The 17,256-nt window shown below is 55.0% G+C and carries 14 protein-coding genes; 8 read left to right on the forward strand and 6 right to left on the reverse strand.

Annotated elements, in window-relative coordinates:
- Positions 1-392: 392 nt before the first annotated feature.
- The gene (locus tag VI340_RS17740) at positions 393-1,607 is read left to right on the forward strand and encodes an ABC transporter substrate-binding protein (RefSeq protein ID WP_049943011.1); all 1,215 of its coding nucleotides are present in this window, start codon (positions 393-395) and stop codon (positions 1,605-1,607) included.
- A gap of 62 nt (positions 1,608-1,669) precedes the next feature.
- Here VI340_RS17740 and VI340_RS17745 read toward each other — a convergent pair whose 3' ends face one another.
- Both VI340_RS17745 and VI340_RS17750 read right to left on the reverse strand, forming a co-directional pair.
- Positions 1,670-2,227: a helix-turn-helix transcriptional regulator gene (locus tag VI340_RS17745; protein WP_008311700.1), complete on the reverse strand. Its 558-nt coding sequence runs from the start codon at positions 2,225-2,227 to the stop codon at positions 1,670-1,672.
- Positions 2,228-2,252: 25 nt separating this feature from the next.
- A complete protein-coding gene (locus VI340_RS17750) occupies positions 2,253-2,909 on the reverse strand; it encodes a hypothetical protein (protein WP_008311702.1) in 657 nt (218 codons plus the stop codon).
- Positions 2,910-3,243: 334 nt separating this feature from the next.
- On the opposite strand from VI340_RS17750, the gene VI340_RS17755 reads away from it, so the two are divergent.
- Positions 3,244-4,209, forward strand: coding sequence for a hypothetical protein (locus VI340_RS17755; protein WP_336358865.1), 966 nt, complete (start codon positions 3,244-3,246; stop codon positions 4,207-4,209).
- Positions 4,210-4,345: 136 nt separating this feature from the next.
- Here the strand turns inward: VI340_RS17755 and VI340_RS17760 are convergent, their stop codons facing one another.
- On the reverse strand, positions 4,346-5,035 hold the full coding sequence (locus tag VI340_RS17760) for an NADH-quinone oxidoreductase subunit B (protein WP_336358866.1): 690 nt from the start codon (positions 5,033-5,035) through the stop codon (positions 4,346-4,348).
- 140 nt (positions 5,036-5,175) lie between these two features.
- Here VI340_RS17760 and VI340_RS17765 point away from each other — a divergent pair, with 140 nt between their 5' ends.
- Complete coding sequence (locus tag VI340_RS17765; RefSeq protein ID WP_442905024.1) at positions 5,176-5,781, forward strand: helix-turn-helix domain-containing protein; 606 nt, start codon at positions 5,176-5,178, stop codon at positions 5,779-5,781.
- A 1,103-nt stretch (positions 5,782-6,884) separates the two neighbouring features.
- The gene (locus VI340_RS17770; RefSeq protein WP_004594978.1) at positions 6,885-8,129 is read left to right on the forward strand and encodes a Cdc6/Cdc18 family protein; all 1,245 of its coding nucleotides are present in this window, start codon (positions 6,885-6,887) and stop codon (positions 8,127-8,129) included.
- A gap of 537 nt (positions 8,130-8,666) precedes the next feature.
- Here the strand turns inward: VI340_RS17770 and VI340_RS17775 are convergent.
- A complete protein-coding gene (locus VI340_RS17775) occupies positions 8,667-9,023 on the reverse strand; it encodes a HalOD1 output domain-containing protein (protein ID WP_008311715.1) in 357 nt (118 codons plus the stop codon).
- A gap of 550 nt (positions 9,024-9,573) precedes the next feature.
- Here VI340_RS17775 and VI340_RS17780 point away from each other — a divergent pair.
- Complete coding sequence (locus VI340_RS17780) at positions 9,574-9,990, forward strand: hypothetical protein (protein ID WP_336358867.1); 417 nt, start codon at positions 9,574-9,576, stop codon at positions 9,988-9,990.
- 28 nt (positions 9,991-10,018) lie between these two features.
- On the opposite strand, the gene VI340_RS17785 is transcribed toward VI340_RS17780, so the two are convergent.
- Positions 10,019-10,618: a TetR/AcrR family transcriptional regulator gene (locus tag VI340_RS17785; RefSeq protein ID WP_008311719.1), complete on the reverse strand. Its 600-nt coding sequence runs from the start codon at positions 10,616-10,618 to the stop codon at positions 10,019-10,021.
- 484 nt (positions 10,619-11,102) lie between these two features.
- Here VI340_RS17785 and VI340_RS17790 point away from each other — a divergent pair, with 484 nt between their 5' ends.
- The 3 genes from VI340_RS17790 (at position 11,103) to VI340_RS17800 (ending at position 16,299) form a co-directional block, all read left to right on the forward strand.
- Positions 11,103-13,037, forward strand: coding sequence for a COG1361 S-layer family protein (locus VI340_RS17790; RefSeq protein ID WP_336330175.1), 1,935 nt, complete (start codon positions 11,103-11,105; stop codon positions 13,035-13,037).
- Between the two features lie 27 nt (positions 13,038-13,064).
- The gene (locus VI340_RS17795; RefSeq protein ID WP_336358868.1) at positions 13,065-15,557 is read left to right on the forward strand and encodes an efflux RND transporter permease subunit; all 2,493 of its coding nucleotides are present in this window, start codon (positions 13,065-13,067) and stop codon (positions 15,555-15,557) included.
- 145 nt (positions 15,558-15,702) lie between these two features.
- A complete protein-coding gene (locus VI340_RS17800) occupies positions 15,703-16,299 on the forward strand; it encodes a TetR/AcrR family transcriptional regulator (RefSeq protein ID WP_191449576.1) in 597 nt (198 codons plus the stop codon).
- Positions 16,300-16,483: 184 nt separating this feature from the next.
- Here the strand turns inward: VI340_RS17800 and VI340_RS17805 are convergent, their stop codons facing one another.
- Complete coding sequence (locus tag VI340_RS17805; protein ID WP_336358872.1) at positions 16,484-17,101, reverse strand: lactate utilization protein; 618 nt, start codon at positions 17,099-17,101, stop codon at positions 16,484-16,486.
- Positions 17,102-17,256 lie beyond the last annotated feature (155 nt).

Raw genomic sequence — 17,256 nt, forward strand, 5'->3', positions numbered from 1 at the left:
CACATCCGGATTGAAATTGAGTACGTTTTATTATCCAAGAGATATCAGTCACAATGTAGAACCATATAGTCGTAGGAGTACGTTTTCACACTGTTAATATTGATCTCAGAGATAAGATCGAGCTTCCTGTGTTACGATCACGGTTTTGATGTCTAGATGTTTTACTGATATATTCATAGTTGCCATATTTGACCAACGATGGGTGTATAGTAGTATATCTATAACCAATTAGTTCATATAGATGGGATCCACAGACAACTCCGAAGAATCTGTCATAGAACAAAGTTGGTCGAGATTCACGGCGGTGATAGAGTGGTCAGTCCTTCGTCCTGCAAGCGAAGTACACTGGTTAATCCGAAAGCCATATACGCCATATTAGGCCAACCTAAACCATGGACGGGACAGACGGGACAGGTAGTCTCACCAGACGAGACTACCTCTCCGGCGGTGGTCTGCTGCTCGGCACGTCAATCGTAGCCGGCTGCTCCAGTAACGGTGGGGAACCGCCCAGTACAGCAACATCGAGTGACAAGGAAACGGGCACATCAACCCCGTCAGATGGGGGGTCCTACGTTGCCTCGCTTTCTCCTGTCGGAGAGGTCGAGTTCGACTCCGTACCGGAGAGCGTCTTCACGATGTACAATCAGTATGCAGATATGTTAGTCGCACTTAACCACGGTGACGCGGTCAATTCGATGTTCGTCCCAGATATGGCTGGGCCATCGATGAACCACTACTACGAACGGCTCTCTGGTGTCTCCTTTGAGTGGGAGAACCTTCCGAACCCCTACGACAATTTCAGCAAGGAGTTCTGCTACAGCCTCGGTAGCGACGTTCACTTCCTCGACCCCGCATGGGCGATTACCCAGGAGAACTGGGATATGGCCGATATCGAGGAAATTGTCGACAATGTCGGCCCCTTTTTCGGGAATTTCTACAGCGGAACACACGGTGACCCGCAAGAACCCTACAGTGAGAACTACCACTATTACACGCTGTGGGAGCTGTTCGGTCGTGTCGCCACCGTGTTTCAGGAACGAAAGCGTTACGAGCAACTCAGAGCCGTTCATCAAGAACTCATCGAGACCATCCAGACGAAGCTTCCACCCGAAGAAGATCGACCGACCGCGGTTCGGGTTACACTTGGCGACGGCCAATTCTGGACGTATCACCTGAACCGACCGGGGTTCTGGCTCGCCGACACGCGTCCGCTCGCAGCTAACGACGCCTTCGGGGACGAAACGTGGGACGGTCTCTGGGGTTCGGTCGGCTATGAAACGATGCTGGACGCGGACCCTGACGTAATCCTCCATCTCTGGGGGATGACACCTCGCTACGACATGGACGATGTCCGCGAGAGGCTCGCGTCACACAGCGTTGGAAAAGAACTCGCAGCGGTCAAAGACGACCGCGTATACGCACACGGAATGCGATATCACGGCCCGATCATGAATCTCTTCCAGATCGAAATGACCGCGAAACAGCTCTACCCGGATATCTTTGGCGAGTGGCCACCCTACGAGAACGGGAATCACTATCCAGAGATTCCATCGGATGAGCAGCTTTTCAGCCGCGACCGCGTTGCCAAGATCGTTACGGGCGGATAACTTCGGCTGGTTTCAGCAACGCTGTCGCCCGAATGGAGCAATTCGCCCGATCAGCGTGGGATTCACGACAGGATGACGACGTTGCCGACGCCGCGCCGCTTCCGTTCGATGAGGTTCTTGGCTTCGAGCGTATCGAGGGTCCGGCTGACAGTCGCCTTCGAGAACTCCGTTCGATCGACGATTTCGCTCTGTGGAAGAACCCCATCGGCATCAAGCATGATTTCATAAACGATCCGTTCGTTGCTCGCGAGGCGACTCGCAGTCTCTTCCCATTCCTGCCGACGGGCTTCGAGTAGGTCCGCTGTCGGTGCGTGGTCATGGTCAGCGTCCGGCGATCGAGTGTCCGGCGAGTCCGTAGCAGAACCCGATGCACCCCAATCGACACGGAACAACGCCACGGCACTCGCACCGGAGGTGAACGCAGCCACTGTGAGTACGGCGATATCGACTGTTCGGATGGACGGCCCCGGAGATCCTGATTGGACAGTGGTCTCGCCGATTGTGACTGTGGCTACTGTCGGCGTGATGAGATGGCCGGCCAGCAAAAGCATCAGGGCGGTCGAGATGACGAAGACGCCTGCCGCGACGGCCTCGCTACGTTGGAGGGTGTTTTCGATCATTGTTGAGACCAGCAATGTATCCGGACTACTCCGGTACCCCACGGAGTCGGACGAACGCGTCTATCCTCTCGTTTCGGATATCGACGACGACACTGTATCGGGTTTCCCGATCGATCGGTTCAACGACGACCAGTACACGGCGATCACTCAGTCGCTGCTCCGTCCGTTCAATGACGACGACCCCTGCAGTCGTGCCGTTCCGAACGGTGAAGGCGGACTCGTTGACTGCGGCGAGATCGTGCCACGACGCTGTCGGATCTGCACCGACGACCGCGGCTCTCTCGCTAGCTACCCCGCGTGGAACCGGCCGCATCGTGTACACTGCGTCGGCCGGTGATGCAACGGTATCGGGGACCGACCCGTCCGTCGTGATAATCCGCTTGGCTCGCGCTCGCTTCGAGCGGGACAGTTCGGGCGGTTCCCATGGTGTGGCCCGCACAACGGGGCTCCGGTTGAGATTCGTAATCTCTATATAGTTGACAGTTCTGACATCCGATACCAGAACCTCAGTGGTTCTGCCGCTCGTTTCGACAAGTGCATCGTCTTCAATAGCGAACTCGTATCCGGTATCAGCTGTCGCCGTCGCGGCGATACCAGTCGCGGTTGCGAAGACGGCGATACTCACACTGAGGACGGTGAGCGAGAGGACGAACACCAGACGGGACCGTCTAACCGACTCCATGTCCGTCGTGACCGGACGTTTTCGTATGAAAGTGCTGGTTTTCAGTAAACTGAAACGAATGGAACAATCTCTGAAACGCGTTTCAGATCCGTTTCACTCCCGTTTCCAACGGGGCTTTACAATGGTTTTCGTATAATCTCCTGATGCCGTGATCGGGCCAGCGCTCACAGCGAGCACACCGGCCCACAGCATATGCTCGGCCCGCCACTGCGAACTCGGCCCGCCGCTACGGGCCCGGCTCTACTGTACTGTGCTACCGACCGCGCTCGTGCGTCCTGTCCGATCACCCCCAATACAATGAAACGAAAACTTCCCCGCCAACGGAGTGATGCAGATGCATCGTGACTACCGACTCGCAGCGTACGCGGTTGCGGTATCGGCACTCCTGCTCACTGCCAGCGGCGCAGCCGTCGTAGCCGATGGGAGTGCCGGAAATGCCCCATCCGAATCGTCCCCCTCTGAGACCGAATCCAATGAAACGACCGGTAGCATCACAGTTACGAATTCGACGGCGTTCGAGGTGACAACGGTTTCCAACGATAGTGGCACGGTCACGTTCGATCAGGGCGACCAGACCTGTGGTGGCGGGTTCCGTATTGACACCCCGAACCGAACTCGGACTGACATACAGGTCCGCGGTGTCACCGTGACACTTGTCGAACAGCACAGCGGCGAGCCGTTCGACGAAATCGGCCGCGAGCAGTTCGCGTCACTGGTCTGGAAGGAAATATCAGGATACGCGGGGCTCGGCGCGTACGATCACATCGAAGTTCAGGTCAACCAGTACTACGAGACGGTCGCCCGGGACGAACCGTTAGACACCGTCGGCATCCACGCCCGTCCCGTAGACAATTGCCTCCCAGCTGTCGAAGGTGAAGTCGCCCTCAACAGTCAGTCGGTAGCTGTCCGTTCGAGCCACTCGGAGCTCGAAGGCCTCAATCTGAACATTACAGATACGATCGGCGCTCTCAACGAAAGCGAACGGGACTCCATCGACCGGCTCATCGAATCGAACGAACGCACCAGCTACGCCATCCAGACGGAGTTCGACGATCCGGACACGCTGGACGCGACCGTCGTCGAAGCAACGGACGACAGCCAGGTCAAACTCGAACTCACACGGCCAGGCGGCGGTCGCACGGTCGTCGTTCGAATCGATCTCGAATCGGAAACCGTCGAGCGTACCTGGACGAGGGTCGCAGTTGAGCGGATTGACGGTACCGATTCGGTGACCGTCGGTAACCACGGTGAGAATGAAACGACATCGTTCGAAGTGAACTACACTGAAGCTGCGTCGTAAAATCCGAACTGGTCTTCCAAGACACTATTGGGTTTCAGCCACACCGAACCGGAGCGGCAATTACATCGGGGCCGAAGCCCCACCTCAGGTACGTAGTCCGAATCGTACGGTCAAGTCCCCGTAACGACGCAGTAGGTCAGGTCGAGCTAGTCCAGTCGTACCGCATGACGAGGTCGTCCTCGTCGATCTCGCTGGCGAGTTTGTCCACGAGCTCGTCCCGTTCGAGGTCGTCAAACTGCTCCAGTTCGTACGGCTTGACCGTCACCGGCGAGGACTCGCCCTCGGCGATGCGCTCCTGCAGTTTGGCGACGCCGTAGATCAGCGCTTCGGGGCGTGGCGGACACCCCGGGACGTGAATGTCGACCGGAATGACTTGCTCCGCACCTTTGATGACGTTGTATCCTTCCTGAAACGGCCCACCGGAAATGGTACACGACCCCATCGAGACGACGAACTTCGGCTCGGGCATCTGGTCGTACACGCGCTTCATCCGCGGCGCGAACTTCGAAACGATGGTCCCCGGGACGATAATCAGATCTGCCTGCCGCGGTGATGCCCGAGGGACTCCGGCAGCAAAGCGGTCGAGGTCGTGTTTCGTAGCGAGAGTGCCCATCATCTCGATGGTGCAACAGGCGATGCCGAACTGCAGTACAAACATCGAGGAGCCCCGGACCCAGTTCATGAACGCGTCGAATTTCGTGAGAATGAACGGGGACGAACCGAGCACCTCCCGAAGTGTCGAATTAAATCGGGTATCCGTGTTTCTGCCGCAGCATATCCGCTCATCAGACTGTGCGTCGTCCATATTCCGCCGATCACTGCTCATGAACAGCTACGGATAGATATTGGGAGCGGATACGTGAACTGTCGTACACACTAGTGTCTTTATATGGGAGCCGCCACCAGGGCTCGTCCGTGAGATATCTCCGCTTAGAGATCCAGTATGCACCGGAGTATCAGCGTCCGATGCACCGCTTTATGACCGAAAGCGATGCAATCAAACGCGAGTGGCTCGTTACGTGGAAAGTCGGGGTCGAGGACGAGATCGCCTATACGTTGTTTTATATCGTCGGCGATCGCGAACCCTACGAATCGGCGCTTTCTGCGGTCGAAACCATGGAAAGCTACGATATTACACCCGTTCGGGACCAGGCGTTCTACGCGTTCGTCCGTGGCCGGGAGACTGAACAATCACGACAGTTCTACGCGGCGTTCGAACAGCCGACGCTAATGGTGGTCCCACCGGTTGCCTACCGACCGCACGGAGTCGTGTTGTTCGATGTCGTCGGCGAACCCGCCACTCTCGAACAGGTCCGGGATGCACTTCCCGACGGAATCACGGTAAACGTCCGGAAGATCGGCGAATACGATGCCAGCCCTGGAACATTCGACATCGGCCTCACTTCACGTCAGCGCGAAGCACTCGCCGCAGGACGGGAAGTCGGTTACTACGACGTCCCGCGAAATGGGAGCGTCGAGGACGTCGCCGAGGAGCTCGGTTGTGCTCCGAGTACCGCATCGAATCATCTCAGAAAGGCGCAGGCACGGCTTGTTGAACGCGTATTCAGATGACAGCTAGCGTAGAAGGTATCGATGCACCACGACTGTGTTTGAACCGCTCGAATAGGAGGAAACAGCAGAACAAGATGGAAGGGAACAGCAGAACCCAGCGGGTGGATTGTTGGTTATCGCGATAGCTGGCAGACTGGGCTGTCGCTGAACAGTGTGCAAGTAGTATTCAGTGATCGGTTGAGTACAGTAACTGTCGCGGCAGATGGGCAGGAGCGTTGCGACGACTAACGTGACCAGTGCGGCGCGAACAGTGAATCCCGGACCAGAAGCAGAACCCGAATCGTTGAGCGGGCAGGATGAGACAGAGAACACCACAGTGTCTGCAGTAACACTTCGTTAGAGAGTTTCTAACGCCATATTACTGCGGACATTGTGGCGTCTGACGGCGAGGTCTGGTGCATAATCGTGAATAGACACCACGATGTCCGCTGTTCTATTGGGGCAGTTGAGAAATCATGCGTCGAGTACTGCGGACATCGTGGTGTTATTTCGCTTGGACCACACCACGATGTCCGCTGTTCTGGTGGGGGTAGACACGAGAACAGCGGACACGGCGGTGTGTGCTTGAACAATAGAAACGCGATAAATTGTTCACAGAGGGTCTGAAGACCGTAAATTAGGCGAGCAATGGGAGAGAACACTCCCACCCCACATTGTCCGCTGTTCTTCGAAAGAGAGGGGAGGGGGGAAGGAAACAGCCACATTTGATTCGAAGGGTAGTCAATTTAGAACGGTCTGGATACTATCTGAACTTTATCTAGATAGAATCTAGACAGCTTAGATGTCACCTAGTCTCAACTAGATTGTGTCTGCATACTACCTAGATCTTATCTAGGCTAGAGATAGCGTCAAGTATTGCTATAGCGTCTTTCTCTATAGCTATTAAACTGTGCTACGGTCTAGCTCTCAGCATACCAATATAAACTTTTCCTTATTGAATAGTTCTCTGTGTCACCCCCACCTACCGTTTTCTAGTTACTGCGGACATAGTGGGGTGGGAGGGTCCCACCATTCTTTTATAAGCAGCAGAACAGCGGACACTCCGGACACTGCGGACAGGGGTGGTTTTATGTATGTTCCTTCCAATACATCAGGCAACGACTATGGGGATGTTCGAACGCGACACCGAGATCTACTTGGACCGGGATGCCCTCCGGGAAGACTATCAGCCTGAGAACCTCGTCGGGCGTGACACTGAACTAAACCGGTATCGAGCGGCTCTCCAACCCGTAATCAACGGTGAACAGCCCAACAACATCTTCTTGTACGGGAAAACGGGGGTCGGCAAGACTGCTGGTACGCGGTATCTAATTGACCATCTCGAAGAAGACGCAGCGAAATACGAGGATATCGATCTCACAGTGAAGATGCTAAACTGTGATGGCCTCTCCAGTAGTTATCAAATCGCGACCCGGCTCGTCAACGAATTCAGGGACGAAACGAGCCAGATCAGTACGACAGGGTATCCTCGTGCAACGGTGTATGACATGCTGTGGACCGAACTCGACTCCTGTGGCGGGACTATCTACATCGTGCTCGACGAAGTCGACCACATCGAAGACGATAGTATTCTCTATCAACTCCCGCGTGCGCGAGCGAACGACAACCTAAGTTCAGCGAAGATCGGTATCATCGGTATCTCGAACGATTTCTCTTTTCGCGATGACCTCTCCCCGAAAGTCAAGAGTTCCCTTTGTGAAGAGGAGATCCAGTTCCCCGCATACGACGCGAAGGAGCTGATCCAGATCCTGCAACAGCGGGCTGACGTAGCGTTTCACGACGGCGTCCTCGAAGACGGCGTCATCGAGCTGTGCGCTGCGTACGGAGCGAAAGACGCCGGTGACGCGCGGCAGTCTCTCGACTTGCTCATGAAAACGGGCGACCTGGCCCGCGACAAGGATACGGATACGATTTCGGAAGACCTCGTTAGAGAGGCCCGCGACGTTCTGGAACGAGGCCGGATTCAGGAAGGTATTTCGGGACTGACCCAACACGGTCATCTGGTCGTGTACGCAATGGTTACGCTCGACCAGGAAGGGAAGACGCCAGCCCGGACACGGGATATCAGACCTCGATACACGAACTTCGCCGAAAAGGCAGGGATCGATCCGCTTGTCCCACGCCGGATGCGTGATCACCTCGGCGAGCTGTCGATGTTAGGTATCATCTCGGCAATCGAGCGGAACGAGGGACGACGTGGGGGAACCTATCGCGAGTACTCTCTCGAAATGGACCCGGAGATGATTCTCGCAGCGCTTGAGAAGACTGTCGACGATGTTGGAATCCACAAATCCGTCACTAACCTCGTTGATAGCGAAGCGACGCTTTCGGACTTCCAGTCCACTTAGGAACGGCGGACATGGTGGTGTCGAAACCGATTGATACGTAGCGGTTTTCAGGAGATAGAACAGCGGACATGGTGGTGTTGCCGCCGGTGATTGGAAGCTTCCGTCTTCACTTCAAGAGCGTGTAGAACTACGGACACGGTGGTGTCTAATGGTACCGACGCTACCTTTGATGCCATAATAACTACCGCGGAAGCTACCGATATATCTTTTGAGAATCAAATTTGTAGAATATGTTTGCAGCTACCCCCCTCTTTCAGGAGAGCCATACTGGATACTAGTTTTCCGGGTCAAACGATAGCTTGTTCGAAAATCGGGGACTCTCTCGTCCATCACTGGGAACGAATCTCTCATTTAACCTATCTCGTAATCCCCTCCCGGCACAGCCCAATCGGACCGATTATTGTAGACTGTCGTGGTCTGGGCCTCCGGTGGTAAGAAGTATGCAATTCAGGCGGTGGACCTTTTGGGATATATCGGCAGTGGAGTGCATATGCAAGGAGGCTACCAACCCAGACGAGATGTCCTGTACCCCCGCGATTAGTTCTTTCTTGCACGGCTGGCGTTAGTGGCCGACAGCTGGATCACACCGTCAGCGCGAACTGTGACGATAATGTTGCGGTATCGAAAGGTGATGTTCTGGCTCGCTGAGCCGATTGACTGGTCTGGCTGTGTACCGAATAGTAGTGTCTCAATGGCATCGACATCGATGTAGTCGTGCAACGGCGACTCACGATATGGTTCTGTTCCCGACTGATCGGCAACGGCCTGAACAATGACCGTAGCAAGCTCCTGGTCGCTGGTTGGATCGTACTGAACTTCAGTTAGAGTGCCACTCGCTCCCGCAAATCGTCTCTCATCCCCATCAGCCTCGTCGCTCTGGCTGTCGTCAGTCATCTATCTAGTAAACAACTGGAACGTACATATAATACATGTATGAATATTCGGGCATAATCACAACTCTCTTCACTCCAATCTTGAACAAGCAAGTAGCTATTTTGCTGAGCTATGCGGTATAGCTATTTCACACTGCATTGACCAGTCTATACGCATACGATGAATTCATTCGGGAGCAGAGTAGTATGTATATGATAACAATAGTCATGAAATGGTCGGTAGTATTTGCCCGTTGAGGGTATCCGCCTCCATGCATCAACTACCCAGACGGCAGTTACTCGGAGCCGTGTGTTCGGGATTGACCGTACTCGCCGGTTGCAGCAGCGATCAAAATAGTGGATCAGACGAAACAGAGAGTGGCGGCGGAGGCGAACCGTCTCCTGAATCAGGTGGGACAACCGGCACGGATGCATCGCCGGTCAGCGGAGCCGACGACAGGTCAGCACAGTTCGGACAGGTCACGCGGTTTCCGGAATCGTACGCGATGACAGCTACAATGCAGTCCGGGGGGCAGACCGTCGAGATGACTGGTCGTTTCTATCAAGGGGATATGTACTGGTCGTTTGACCAGCAGGGACAACAGATGGAAATGTACCGTATCGGGAACAGCACGTACACCGTTACTGGAGGGCAGTGTCTCCGGGGAACGATGCAACAGGGGATGGACCGTGACGAGGTTGATCCGGGTCAGTTCTCCGACCAGCCGGAGGAAAACCCAGACATCACGCCGGTCGGCCGGGATACCATCGATGGCGAGGAAGTGTTGGTGTATGAACTCTCTCAGGACGGCTCTCAGGAGCCGGTCACATACTACATCCTCGCGGACTCCGGGTATCCGCGACGCATCGAAGCCGAGTCAATGCGGTGGGACTTCCACTCGTGGGGTTCGGTCGAGCCGATCCGGAAACCCGAAGGAGAATGCCAGCCGATGCCCGGCGGCGGCATGACGGCTGACGGGGGCAGCTAATCTCTCAGCAGGACCTGACTTTGACCGGCTATTCAGAAAGTAAACAGTTCTCGACATACCGCCGAAATTCGGCTCTCACGTCGTCGATAGTCTCCTCGTCACTGGTAATCCGTTCCGCCTGAATGCCGACTAAAACCGTGTGGAACAGCGCGGCTGTCTGAGATGGGTCTTCGACATCAAATGCGCCTGCATCAACACCCGCTCGGATGACACGGGCGATTTGTTTTCGAATAAAGTCATCACTTCTGCGAAAGAGGCGGTTGTAATCGTCGTCGTGTGCCGCTTGCGCTCGCAGTTCAATTACAGCCTGCGAAAACTCGACATCACTGTTGCTGCTGGTGCCAAATATTTCGTCAACGATTATCTCGATATACTCTTCAGGGGACTGGTTGGGCAGCGGGACCTGATTCTCGACCTGTTCCAGCATATAATCTAGGAGGTCTACCAACAACTCGTCCTTATTGTCGTAATGATGGTATATGAGCGATTGGCTCTTCCCAAACTCGTCACCTATCTTTGAAATAGTAAGATCCGCGTACCCGTGCTGACGTAACGCATAGAATGTAGCTTCAAGTATCTCCTCGCGGGTTCCATCTGGGTTCTGGAAAAAGGATATCTCGTTAGTCATCTTTACCTCGACCGTTTCCTGCTTGTCTGCTACGGTTCAAATGGCTCACGGTTTCTCCACTCTCTCTGTAGAGTACTAGACCAATCTGGGTTGTATTTTCTATCATTGAACTGAGTAGCGGGTACGGTTGCAGATAACTATATGATTGATTATACATTCAATAACCTTAAGCGTATTGTGGTCCGCTGTCTCAACGGAGCGCACTGGACTGTCTTCACGTTCACTGTACTCGTACATACATTCCTCTGCTGTCTCACTCTCTAATGTCCCATAAGATCTGTAGAACCTGTGTTGACATCGGTGGATAGCGAGGTAGCGGTGGCTTTGACTGGACACCAGTTTCTCTCTGGCCCCGAAAGATACGAAAGCACTATATGTGATTGAACGTTTAGTCAACACCACGAAATGGCTACTCACAAACGAAGAATTCCGAGACGGTTGATCGATAACGACGAGACGGAGCTTGGATGGGCGCTCAATTAACATGGTTTCTACAAAGTCTAAACTGCTACTTTTGGCTGTAATCGGGATTACCGTCACCAGCGGAACGGCAACCGCTGCGGTCGTTGGGAGCCCCGATATTGCGGCAACGCTTGAAGATGATACCGTCGCTCCGGGTGAACAAAAGACCATAGAAATTTCACTGGTCAACAGCGGGGAACTCGATAGCGGCTCCACTCGAAATCCGGCGTTGAACAACGAGGTAACAACGGCAAAGGGGCTTACTGTGTCACTCGGTTCTGGCGACGCACCCATTTCAGTGAAAAACTCGAAACGAAGCCTCGGCACGCTACAGGCGGGGCCGAAGACGACAGTGCCGTTCGATATCAGCGTGGACGAAGACGCTAGTTCCGGTACGTACGACGCACAACTGAGGCTCAATTACAAACACACAAGCTACATTTCCGAGGGAACAGGGGCACGAGACGAAGACAGAAAAACTCGTTCCGTTGATATTGAAATCGACGTCACCGATGATGCCACCTTCAATGTGACTGATATTGACTCCAATGCACGCGTTGCCTCAACAGGTACGGTGGCAGTTAGCGTCGAAAATACCGGAGAGAGCGCCGCACGGGATGCCGCGGTAACGCTCCAATCACAGAATCAGGACCTCGCTGTCAGTGGCGGCGATGCCACCTCACGATTCGTTGATGAGTGGGAACCGGGAGAAGTCCGGACGTTCAACTACCGTGTGAGTTCTGCCGAAGCCGCGGAACCGGAGTCGTACGGATTTGAGCTGTCGGTTGCATTTGATAACGAGGATGGCCTCCGGACACAATCCGTGGGACAGTCCGTCGCAGTCACACCTGACCCGGAACAGCAGTTCTCGGTTGTCAATTCAAGCAGTTCTGTCGCCGTTAGTAACACAGGAACGTACGAGGTTCAACTCCGCAACACAGGCCCGTTGACCGTGAATGACTCCTCTGTTACGTTTGTCTCAGAGAACGCGGATATAACGTTTGGAAAGAGCTCCTCAACAACCGCCTATGTGGGGGAATGGGAACCCGGAGAAGTTCGGACTGTTCGCGTCGATACAACAGCGAGTCCCGATGCTGAGGAACGAAGCTACGCGCTGTCGGCTAACGTACAGTATGAGGATCAAGAGGGCGATACCAGTACCTATGACGATGTCCGGCTAAGCCTCAGTCCTGCGCCTGAGCAGAACTTCGACGTGTCTAACGTCGAAACGTCGCTCCAGGCCGGAGAGGACGGGTCACTGAGTGCAACCCTCACAAACACTGGAACGCGTGACGTCGAGAACGTCGTTATCGCATGGGAAAGCCAACAGTCGACACTGTCGCCAAAAGAATCACAGTACGCTGTTGGAGATCTCGATGCAGGCGAAACGGCCAACTTCAACTTCGGCGTTGACGTGTCCAACAGCGCGGAGGCAGGCGCTCGGCAGTTTGACTTCGGAGTGAGCTACCGCGACGATAACGGCGACAGGGTTGAAGCAGATACACTCGAAGTTCGCTCACAAGTGGCTGGCAGTCAGGACGAATTCGACATCGAAGTGGAAAATTCAACGCTCGGTGTGGGCCAAGACCGGTCAATTACGTTTACAATAACCAACACAAAGAACAAAACACTGACCAGCATTGAGGGGAAGGCGTTCGTCAATGATCCGCTCAGTAGCAGTGATGATGAAACGTTCATCGCTGAACTGGCCCCCGGAGCGTCAGAAACGGTCTCAGTCCAACTCTCGGCGGGAAGCGACGCGCTAGACAAGACCTATCCGCTCAATCTGGACTTCCAGTATGAGACGCCTGACGGCGAAAAACGGGTTTCGGATACCTACAGTCTCCCGATAGAAGTCACGGACCAATCCGGGGACGGTGGGACGCCACTGTGGCTGGTTGGTGGCATTGGACTCCTTGCCGTTGTTGGCGGCGTCGTCTGGTACAGGCGGCAGTAACCGTCTGAAGCTAACATCTATGTCACAATGCTAGAGTATCAGAAATACATCGACGTATTAGACGATTGGATTGTCAACCGTGACAAGACAGTCGTCGCTGTGTTCATCGTCACAACGCTCATTCTGTCGGCGGGGTTCGGCATGACTGCGACCGACTCAGGGACATCACAGTTCACTGACGGCGTTCCCGCACAGGAGGCGTTCGACGAGGTCAACGACAACTTCGAGCGTGAACCGTTCGGCGAAGGTACTGGCTCTACGACGCTTATCCAGAAGGATCAGAACGTCCTGTCGAAGCCAGCTATTCTCAATATGCTGAAAGCACAGAACCGGCTTACGCAGCGCGAATCACAGGACGTTGTCGGCACGACAAGCGTCGCACAGGCCGTCGCCCAGACGCTGAACCCGGGCGCAGAGACACTGCCCGAACAGATCGATACCGTAGAAGCAGCCTCACAGACGGAGATTAAGTCCGCGACCCGAACCACACTTGAGCGCCAGCCGGCAGTTGCAGGGCTACTCAGCAACGATCTAAACCGAGAGGAGCCGTCGGCATCTGCAACACTGACGACTGTCACACACGAGGTTTCAGGTGTTTCAAGCAGTGCTGGGACAGAAGGGTCATCACCACTGACGCCCATTCAGCAGGAAGCGGAGTTCATTGTCAGCTCGGTTGACGGTGATATCTCTGTCTTCGGCAGTGGACTCATCTCTGCGGAGCTGAGCAGTGTCATCTCCGACTCGTTGGGACTCGTCGTCCCAGCTGCCGTTGTCCTGATACTGTTCTTCCTCATTATCGCATACAGGGACCCGTTTGATCTGCTGATTGGCCTCGTCTCCCTTGCGATGGCGATTATCTGGACATTCGGATTCATGGGATGGGCCAGTATCCCCTTCACGCAGATGCTGATCACGGTCCCGCCGTTGCTCCTTGCCATCGGGATTGACTTCGGGATTCACGCTGTGAACCGATACCGCGAAGAACGGATCGAGGACGTCGAACCAACACCCGCGATGCGGACCGCAACTGACCAGTTGCTCCCAGCGTTCTTCATCGTGACAGGAACGACAGTGCTGGGATTCGCCGCAAACGGGACCAGCCAGCTCGGTCCGATCCGTGACCTCGGGTTCGTGGCCAGCGTCGGGATCATATTCACCTTCCTCATTTTCGGTATCTTCCTCCCGTCGTTCAAGCACTTCATGGACCGGCAGCGTGTGCGATACGACCTCCCCGAATTCAGTATCGCACCGATCGGCTCTGAGGACTCCGCAGTCGGCAAGTCGCTAACTGTCGGCGTGACAATCGCCCGCCGTGCCCCGTACATATTCTTTGCCCTCGTCCTGGTGTCTACGGCGGCCATGGGGGCGTATGGAACTGGGATTGATACCCGGTTCACCACTGAAGATTTCCTCCCACCGGAAGAGAACCCCGGATACGTCGAGGTTCTGCCGGAAGCTGTGGCTCCGAGCGAGTACACAGTCACGAAGCAGATAAATTACCTTGAAGACACGTTCGAGAGCGGTGAGAGTGACACCGTAACGATATACGTCGAAGGGTCGTTACAGGACGGAACGGCGCTCGAGGAGATCCACCGGGCGAATCAGGACCCACCCGACTCCTTCGTTACAGCCGGCGGGAGTGCAGATACCACAAGCATACTTACGGTGATTAACCGGTACAAGCGTGCTTCACCCGAGTTCCGCCAGCTCGTCGAACAGAACGATCAAAACGGTAACGGTGTCCCCGACCAGAATCTCCCGACCATCTACAACGCACTGTATGATTCGCCGTACGGCGACCGGGCGGAGTCGTACATGACTGATGACTACGCGCGAACGCGCATCGTGTACTCCGTTGAGTCCGATGCGAGTCAACAGGAAGTGACGGACGATACGAGAGCTGTTGCGGATGAGTTCCGAATGGAAGCGACCGCAACCGGCAGTGTTGTAGTGTTGAAAGCGGTCTCGGACGTAATCGCTGAATCCGCGTACATAAGCCTGGCTCTCGCAATTCTCGCGTCCGCAGCGTTCCTGTTTTTCGCCTACTGGCTACTGGAACGGCGTCCCGGGCTGGGCGCTGCGAACCTCGTGCCGATACTGCTCACTATTGCCGCCTTGGCCGCGACAATGCGGTATCTGGATATCCCGTTCAACGTCCTCACCGGAACGACGTTATCAATCGGAATCGGGCTTGGTATCGATTACTCCGCTCACCTCGTGCATCGGTTCTCCGAGGAGTATCGTGGCGATACCGGCTTGCTTGAAGCACTCGACATTAGTGTTCGAGGAACAGGTGGTGCGCTGGCGGGTAGTATGGTCACCACCACATCTGGAACCGGCGTGCTCGTCCTCGCGGTTGTCCCGATCTTGGGCCAGTTTGGATTGTTAATTGCAGTCAGCGTTCTCTATTCGTTCGTGGCGTCCATACTGGTCCTCCCGACGTCAATCGTCATCTGGGACCACGGTCGTGGAACGCTTGAGACACTGCTCTCATCGCGCTCGACACGGAGTGTGAATTAATGCGGCCCGCTCGTTTCGGTTTCCGCCCACCTGTGGCGCATGATGATCAAAGTGGGCGGCTTGACCGGAAACGCTCCGAAGCAGAGCCTGAGGAATTGGCACTGTACTGTCAACCTATCTACAACCGGAGCGGAGGACTGTCTGTATGACTACAGATGGTGACGCTCTGGGTGCAACTGAAAAAGAGATCATGCACGCAACCCATCGAGCGCTGGTAAACAGTGGATACGCTGAACTCTCCATCTCGCTTATTGCAGACGAACTCGACAAGGCCAAATCGACGATATACCACTATTACGACTCGAAAGACGACCTGCTAATCCGGTTTCTCAGATTCACTCTTGACCGATTCGAGGCGACAATCAACACGAGCATCGGTGACCACCCGAAAGAGGACCTCAATCACATCATTACGACACTCCTCCCGTGCCAGCTAACCGAGGAGAAACGGCAGCTTCACAGCGTTTTAGTTACGCTCTCCCCGCAAGCGCTGGATCAGGAGGTGTTTCGCGAACAGTTCACCGAGATTGATATTCGACTTACTGCAATCATCGAGAACACTGTTCGTCGAGGGATAGAGGCTGACGTGTTTCGCGACGTGGATCCGACACACATGGCCGAGCACATTCTAGCAATGATTAAAGGAACGATGTATAGCCGCCTCACGACCAATCGCGAAGCCGCAACAGGAGCAGCGAAAGCCTCCCTTTTTTCGTATATCGATTCGCATTTGATTTCGTAGCGCCTGTCGCCATGGTCGTCGCCGAATTTCCGCTCTCACACGGTTTGGACCAAGCCGGTCAATAGCTCTTTCCGGCGGAGTGCGGAGCACAGAAACGTACCCCGGGCCGCTAGTTCTTCGATACTGTGCTTAGATCGGCAACGCAAGGCGGCGGAACCGATTACCACCCTCTGTTGTACTGCAGTCAGTAGCCGAGGTGCTCGCGGATGAGGACAACGGTAGTGCGATCCTCTTCGAGCTCCTGGCGGAGGATGAGCTGTTTGGCAATCGCGGAGTCGACGCCGTAGGCCTCCTTCGCGCGCTCGTTTTCGAGTGGGTACGCGACGTTTTCCAGTCGGTCGAGCGCGTCTTCGAGTGTCGGCACGATCTTGTTCACGCCACTGACGATGACGACGTTACTGGCAGCGAACGGATACGCACCGATACGGCTCCCCGAGCGGTCTGCCGCGACGAGTTCGCCGGTCTGGGAAATGCCGTTGATGCCACCGAGGAAGTAGTCGGCCGTTTGCGACTTCCGGCGGGCGGCCTGCCGCTCTGCGTCGTCGTCGATACTCCAGATCTCGTCGGGGAGGCTCTCCCACTCGTGGTCCCCGTCACTCAGGTACTCGACGAACCCGATCTCTTCGAGCGTCGTCGAGTGGCCGTTCATCACAGACGCCTCTGTAGGGATGAGTGACTGAAGTTCTGCGAGCGCATCATCAGTCGAGTCAACGACGATGACATCGAACCCGTTTGCCTCGAGGTTCTCGACGGTCTGCTCAATGGTCTCTTCCGAGGCCAGTTCGTCCAGTGATTCGTCAATATCGGCGTCGTCTGCGTACTCTGATTTCTGTTGAGACGGCCGTGGTGAATCGCCAGACGTAGCTTGATTTCATGGTTTCAGAGACTGCTTGATGTTGTGAACCACACACATCAGGACGAGTTCACGAAATTCACCGTACCAGGTTCGCGCACGCA

It is taken from the genome of Haloarcula sp. CGMCC 1.6347 (assembly GCF_037078395.1).
Lineage (GTDB): Archaea > Halobacteriota > Halobacteria > Halobacteriales > Haloarculaceae > Haloarcula > Haloarcula amylolytica.

What these genes read in the sequence shown, in the direction of transcription:
- VI340_RS17740 (WP_049943011.1), top strand. Translation starts at nt 393, where the DNA reads ATGGACGGGACAGACGGGACAGGTAGTCTCACCAGACGAGACTACCTC.
- VI340_RS17745 (WP_008311700.1), bottom strand. Translation starts at nt 2,227, where the DNA reads ATGATCGAAAACACCCTCCAACGTAGCGAGGCCGTCGCGGCAGGCGTC.
- VI340_RS17750 (WP_008311702.1), bottom strand. Translation starts at nt 2,909, where the DNA reads ATGGAGTCGGTTAGACGGTCCCGTCTGGTGTTCGTCCTCTCGCTCACC.
- VI340_RS17755 (WP_336358865.1), top strand. Translation starts at nt 3,244, where the DNA reads ATGCATCGTGACTACCGACTCGCAGCGTACGCGGTTGCGGTATCGGCA.
- VI340_RS17760 (WP_336358866.1), bottom strand. Translation starts at nt 5,035, where the DNA reads ATGAGCAGTGATCGGCGGAATATGGACGACGCACAGTCTGATGAGCGG.
- VI340_RS17765 (WP_442905024.1), top strand. Translation starts at nt 5,176, where the DNA reads ATGCACCGCTTTATGACCGAAAGCGATGCAATCAAACGCGAGTGGCTC.
- VI340_RS17770 (WP_004594978.1), top strand. Translation starts at nt 6,885, where the DNA reads ATGGGGATGTTCGAACGCGACACCGAGATCTACTTGGACCGGGATGCC.
- VI340_RS17775 (WP_008311715.1), bottom strand. Translation starts at nt 9,023, where the DNA reads ATGACTGACGACAGCCAGAGCGACGAGGCTGATGGGGATGAGAGACGA.
- VI340_RS17780 (WP_336358867.1), top strand. Translation starts at nt 9,574, where the DNA reads ATGTACTGGTCGTTTGACCAGCAGGGACAACAGATGGAAATGTACCGT.
- VI340_RS17785 (WP_008311719.1), bottom strand. Translation starts at nt 10,618, where the DNA reads ATGACTAACGAGATATCCTTTTTCCAGAACCCAGATGGAACCCGCGAG.
- VI340_RS17790 (WP_336330175.1), top strand. Translation starts at nt 11,103, where the DNA reads ATGGTTTCTACAAAGTCTAAACTGCTACTTTTGGCTGTAATCGGGATT.
- VI340_RS17795 (WP_336358868.1), top strand. Translation starts at nt 13,065, where the DNA reads ATGCTAGAGTATCAGAAATACATCGACGTATTAGACGATTGGATTGTC.
- VI340_RS17800 (WP_191449576.1), top strand. Translation starts at nt 15,703, where the DNA reads ATGACTACAGATGGTGACGCTCTGGGTGCAACTGAAAAAGAGATCATG.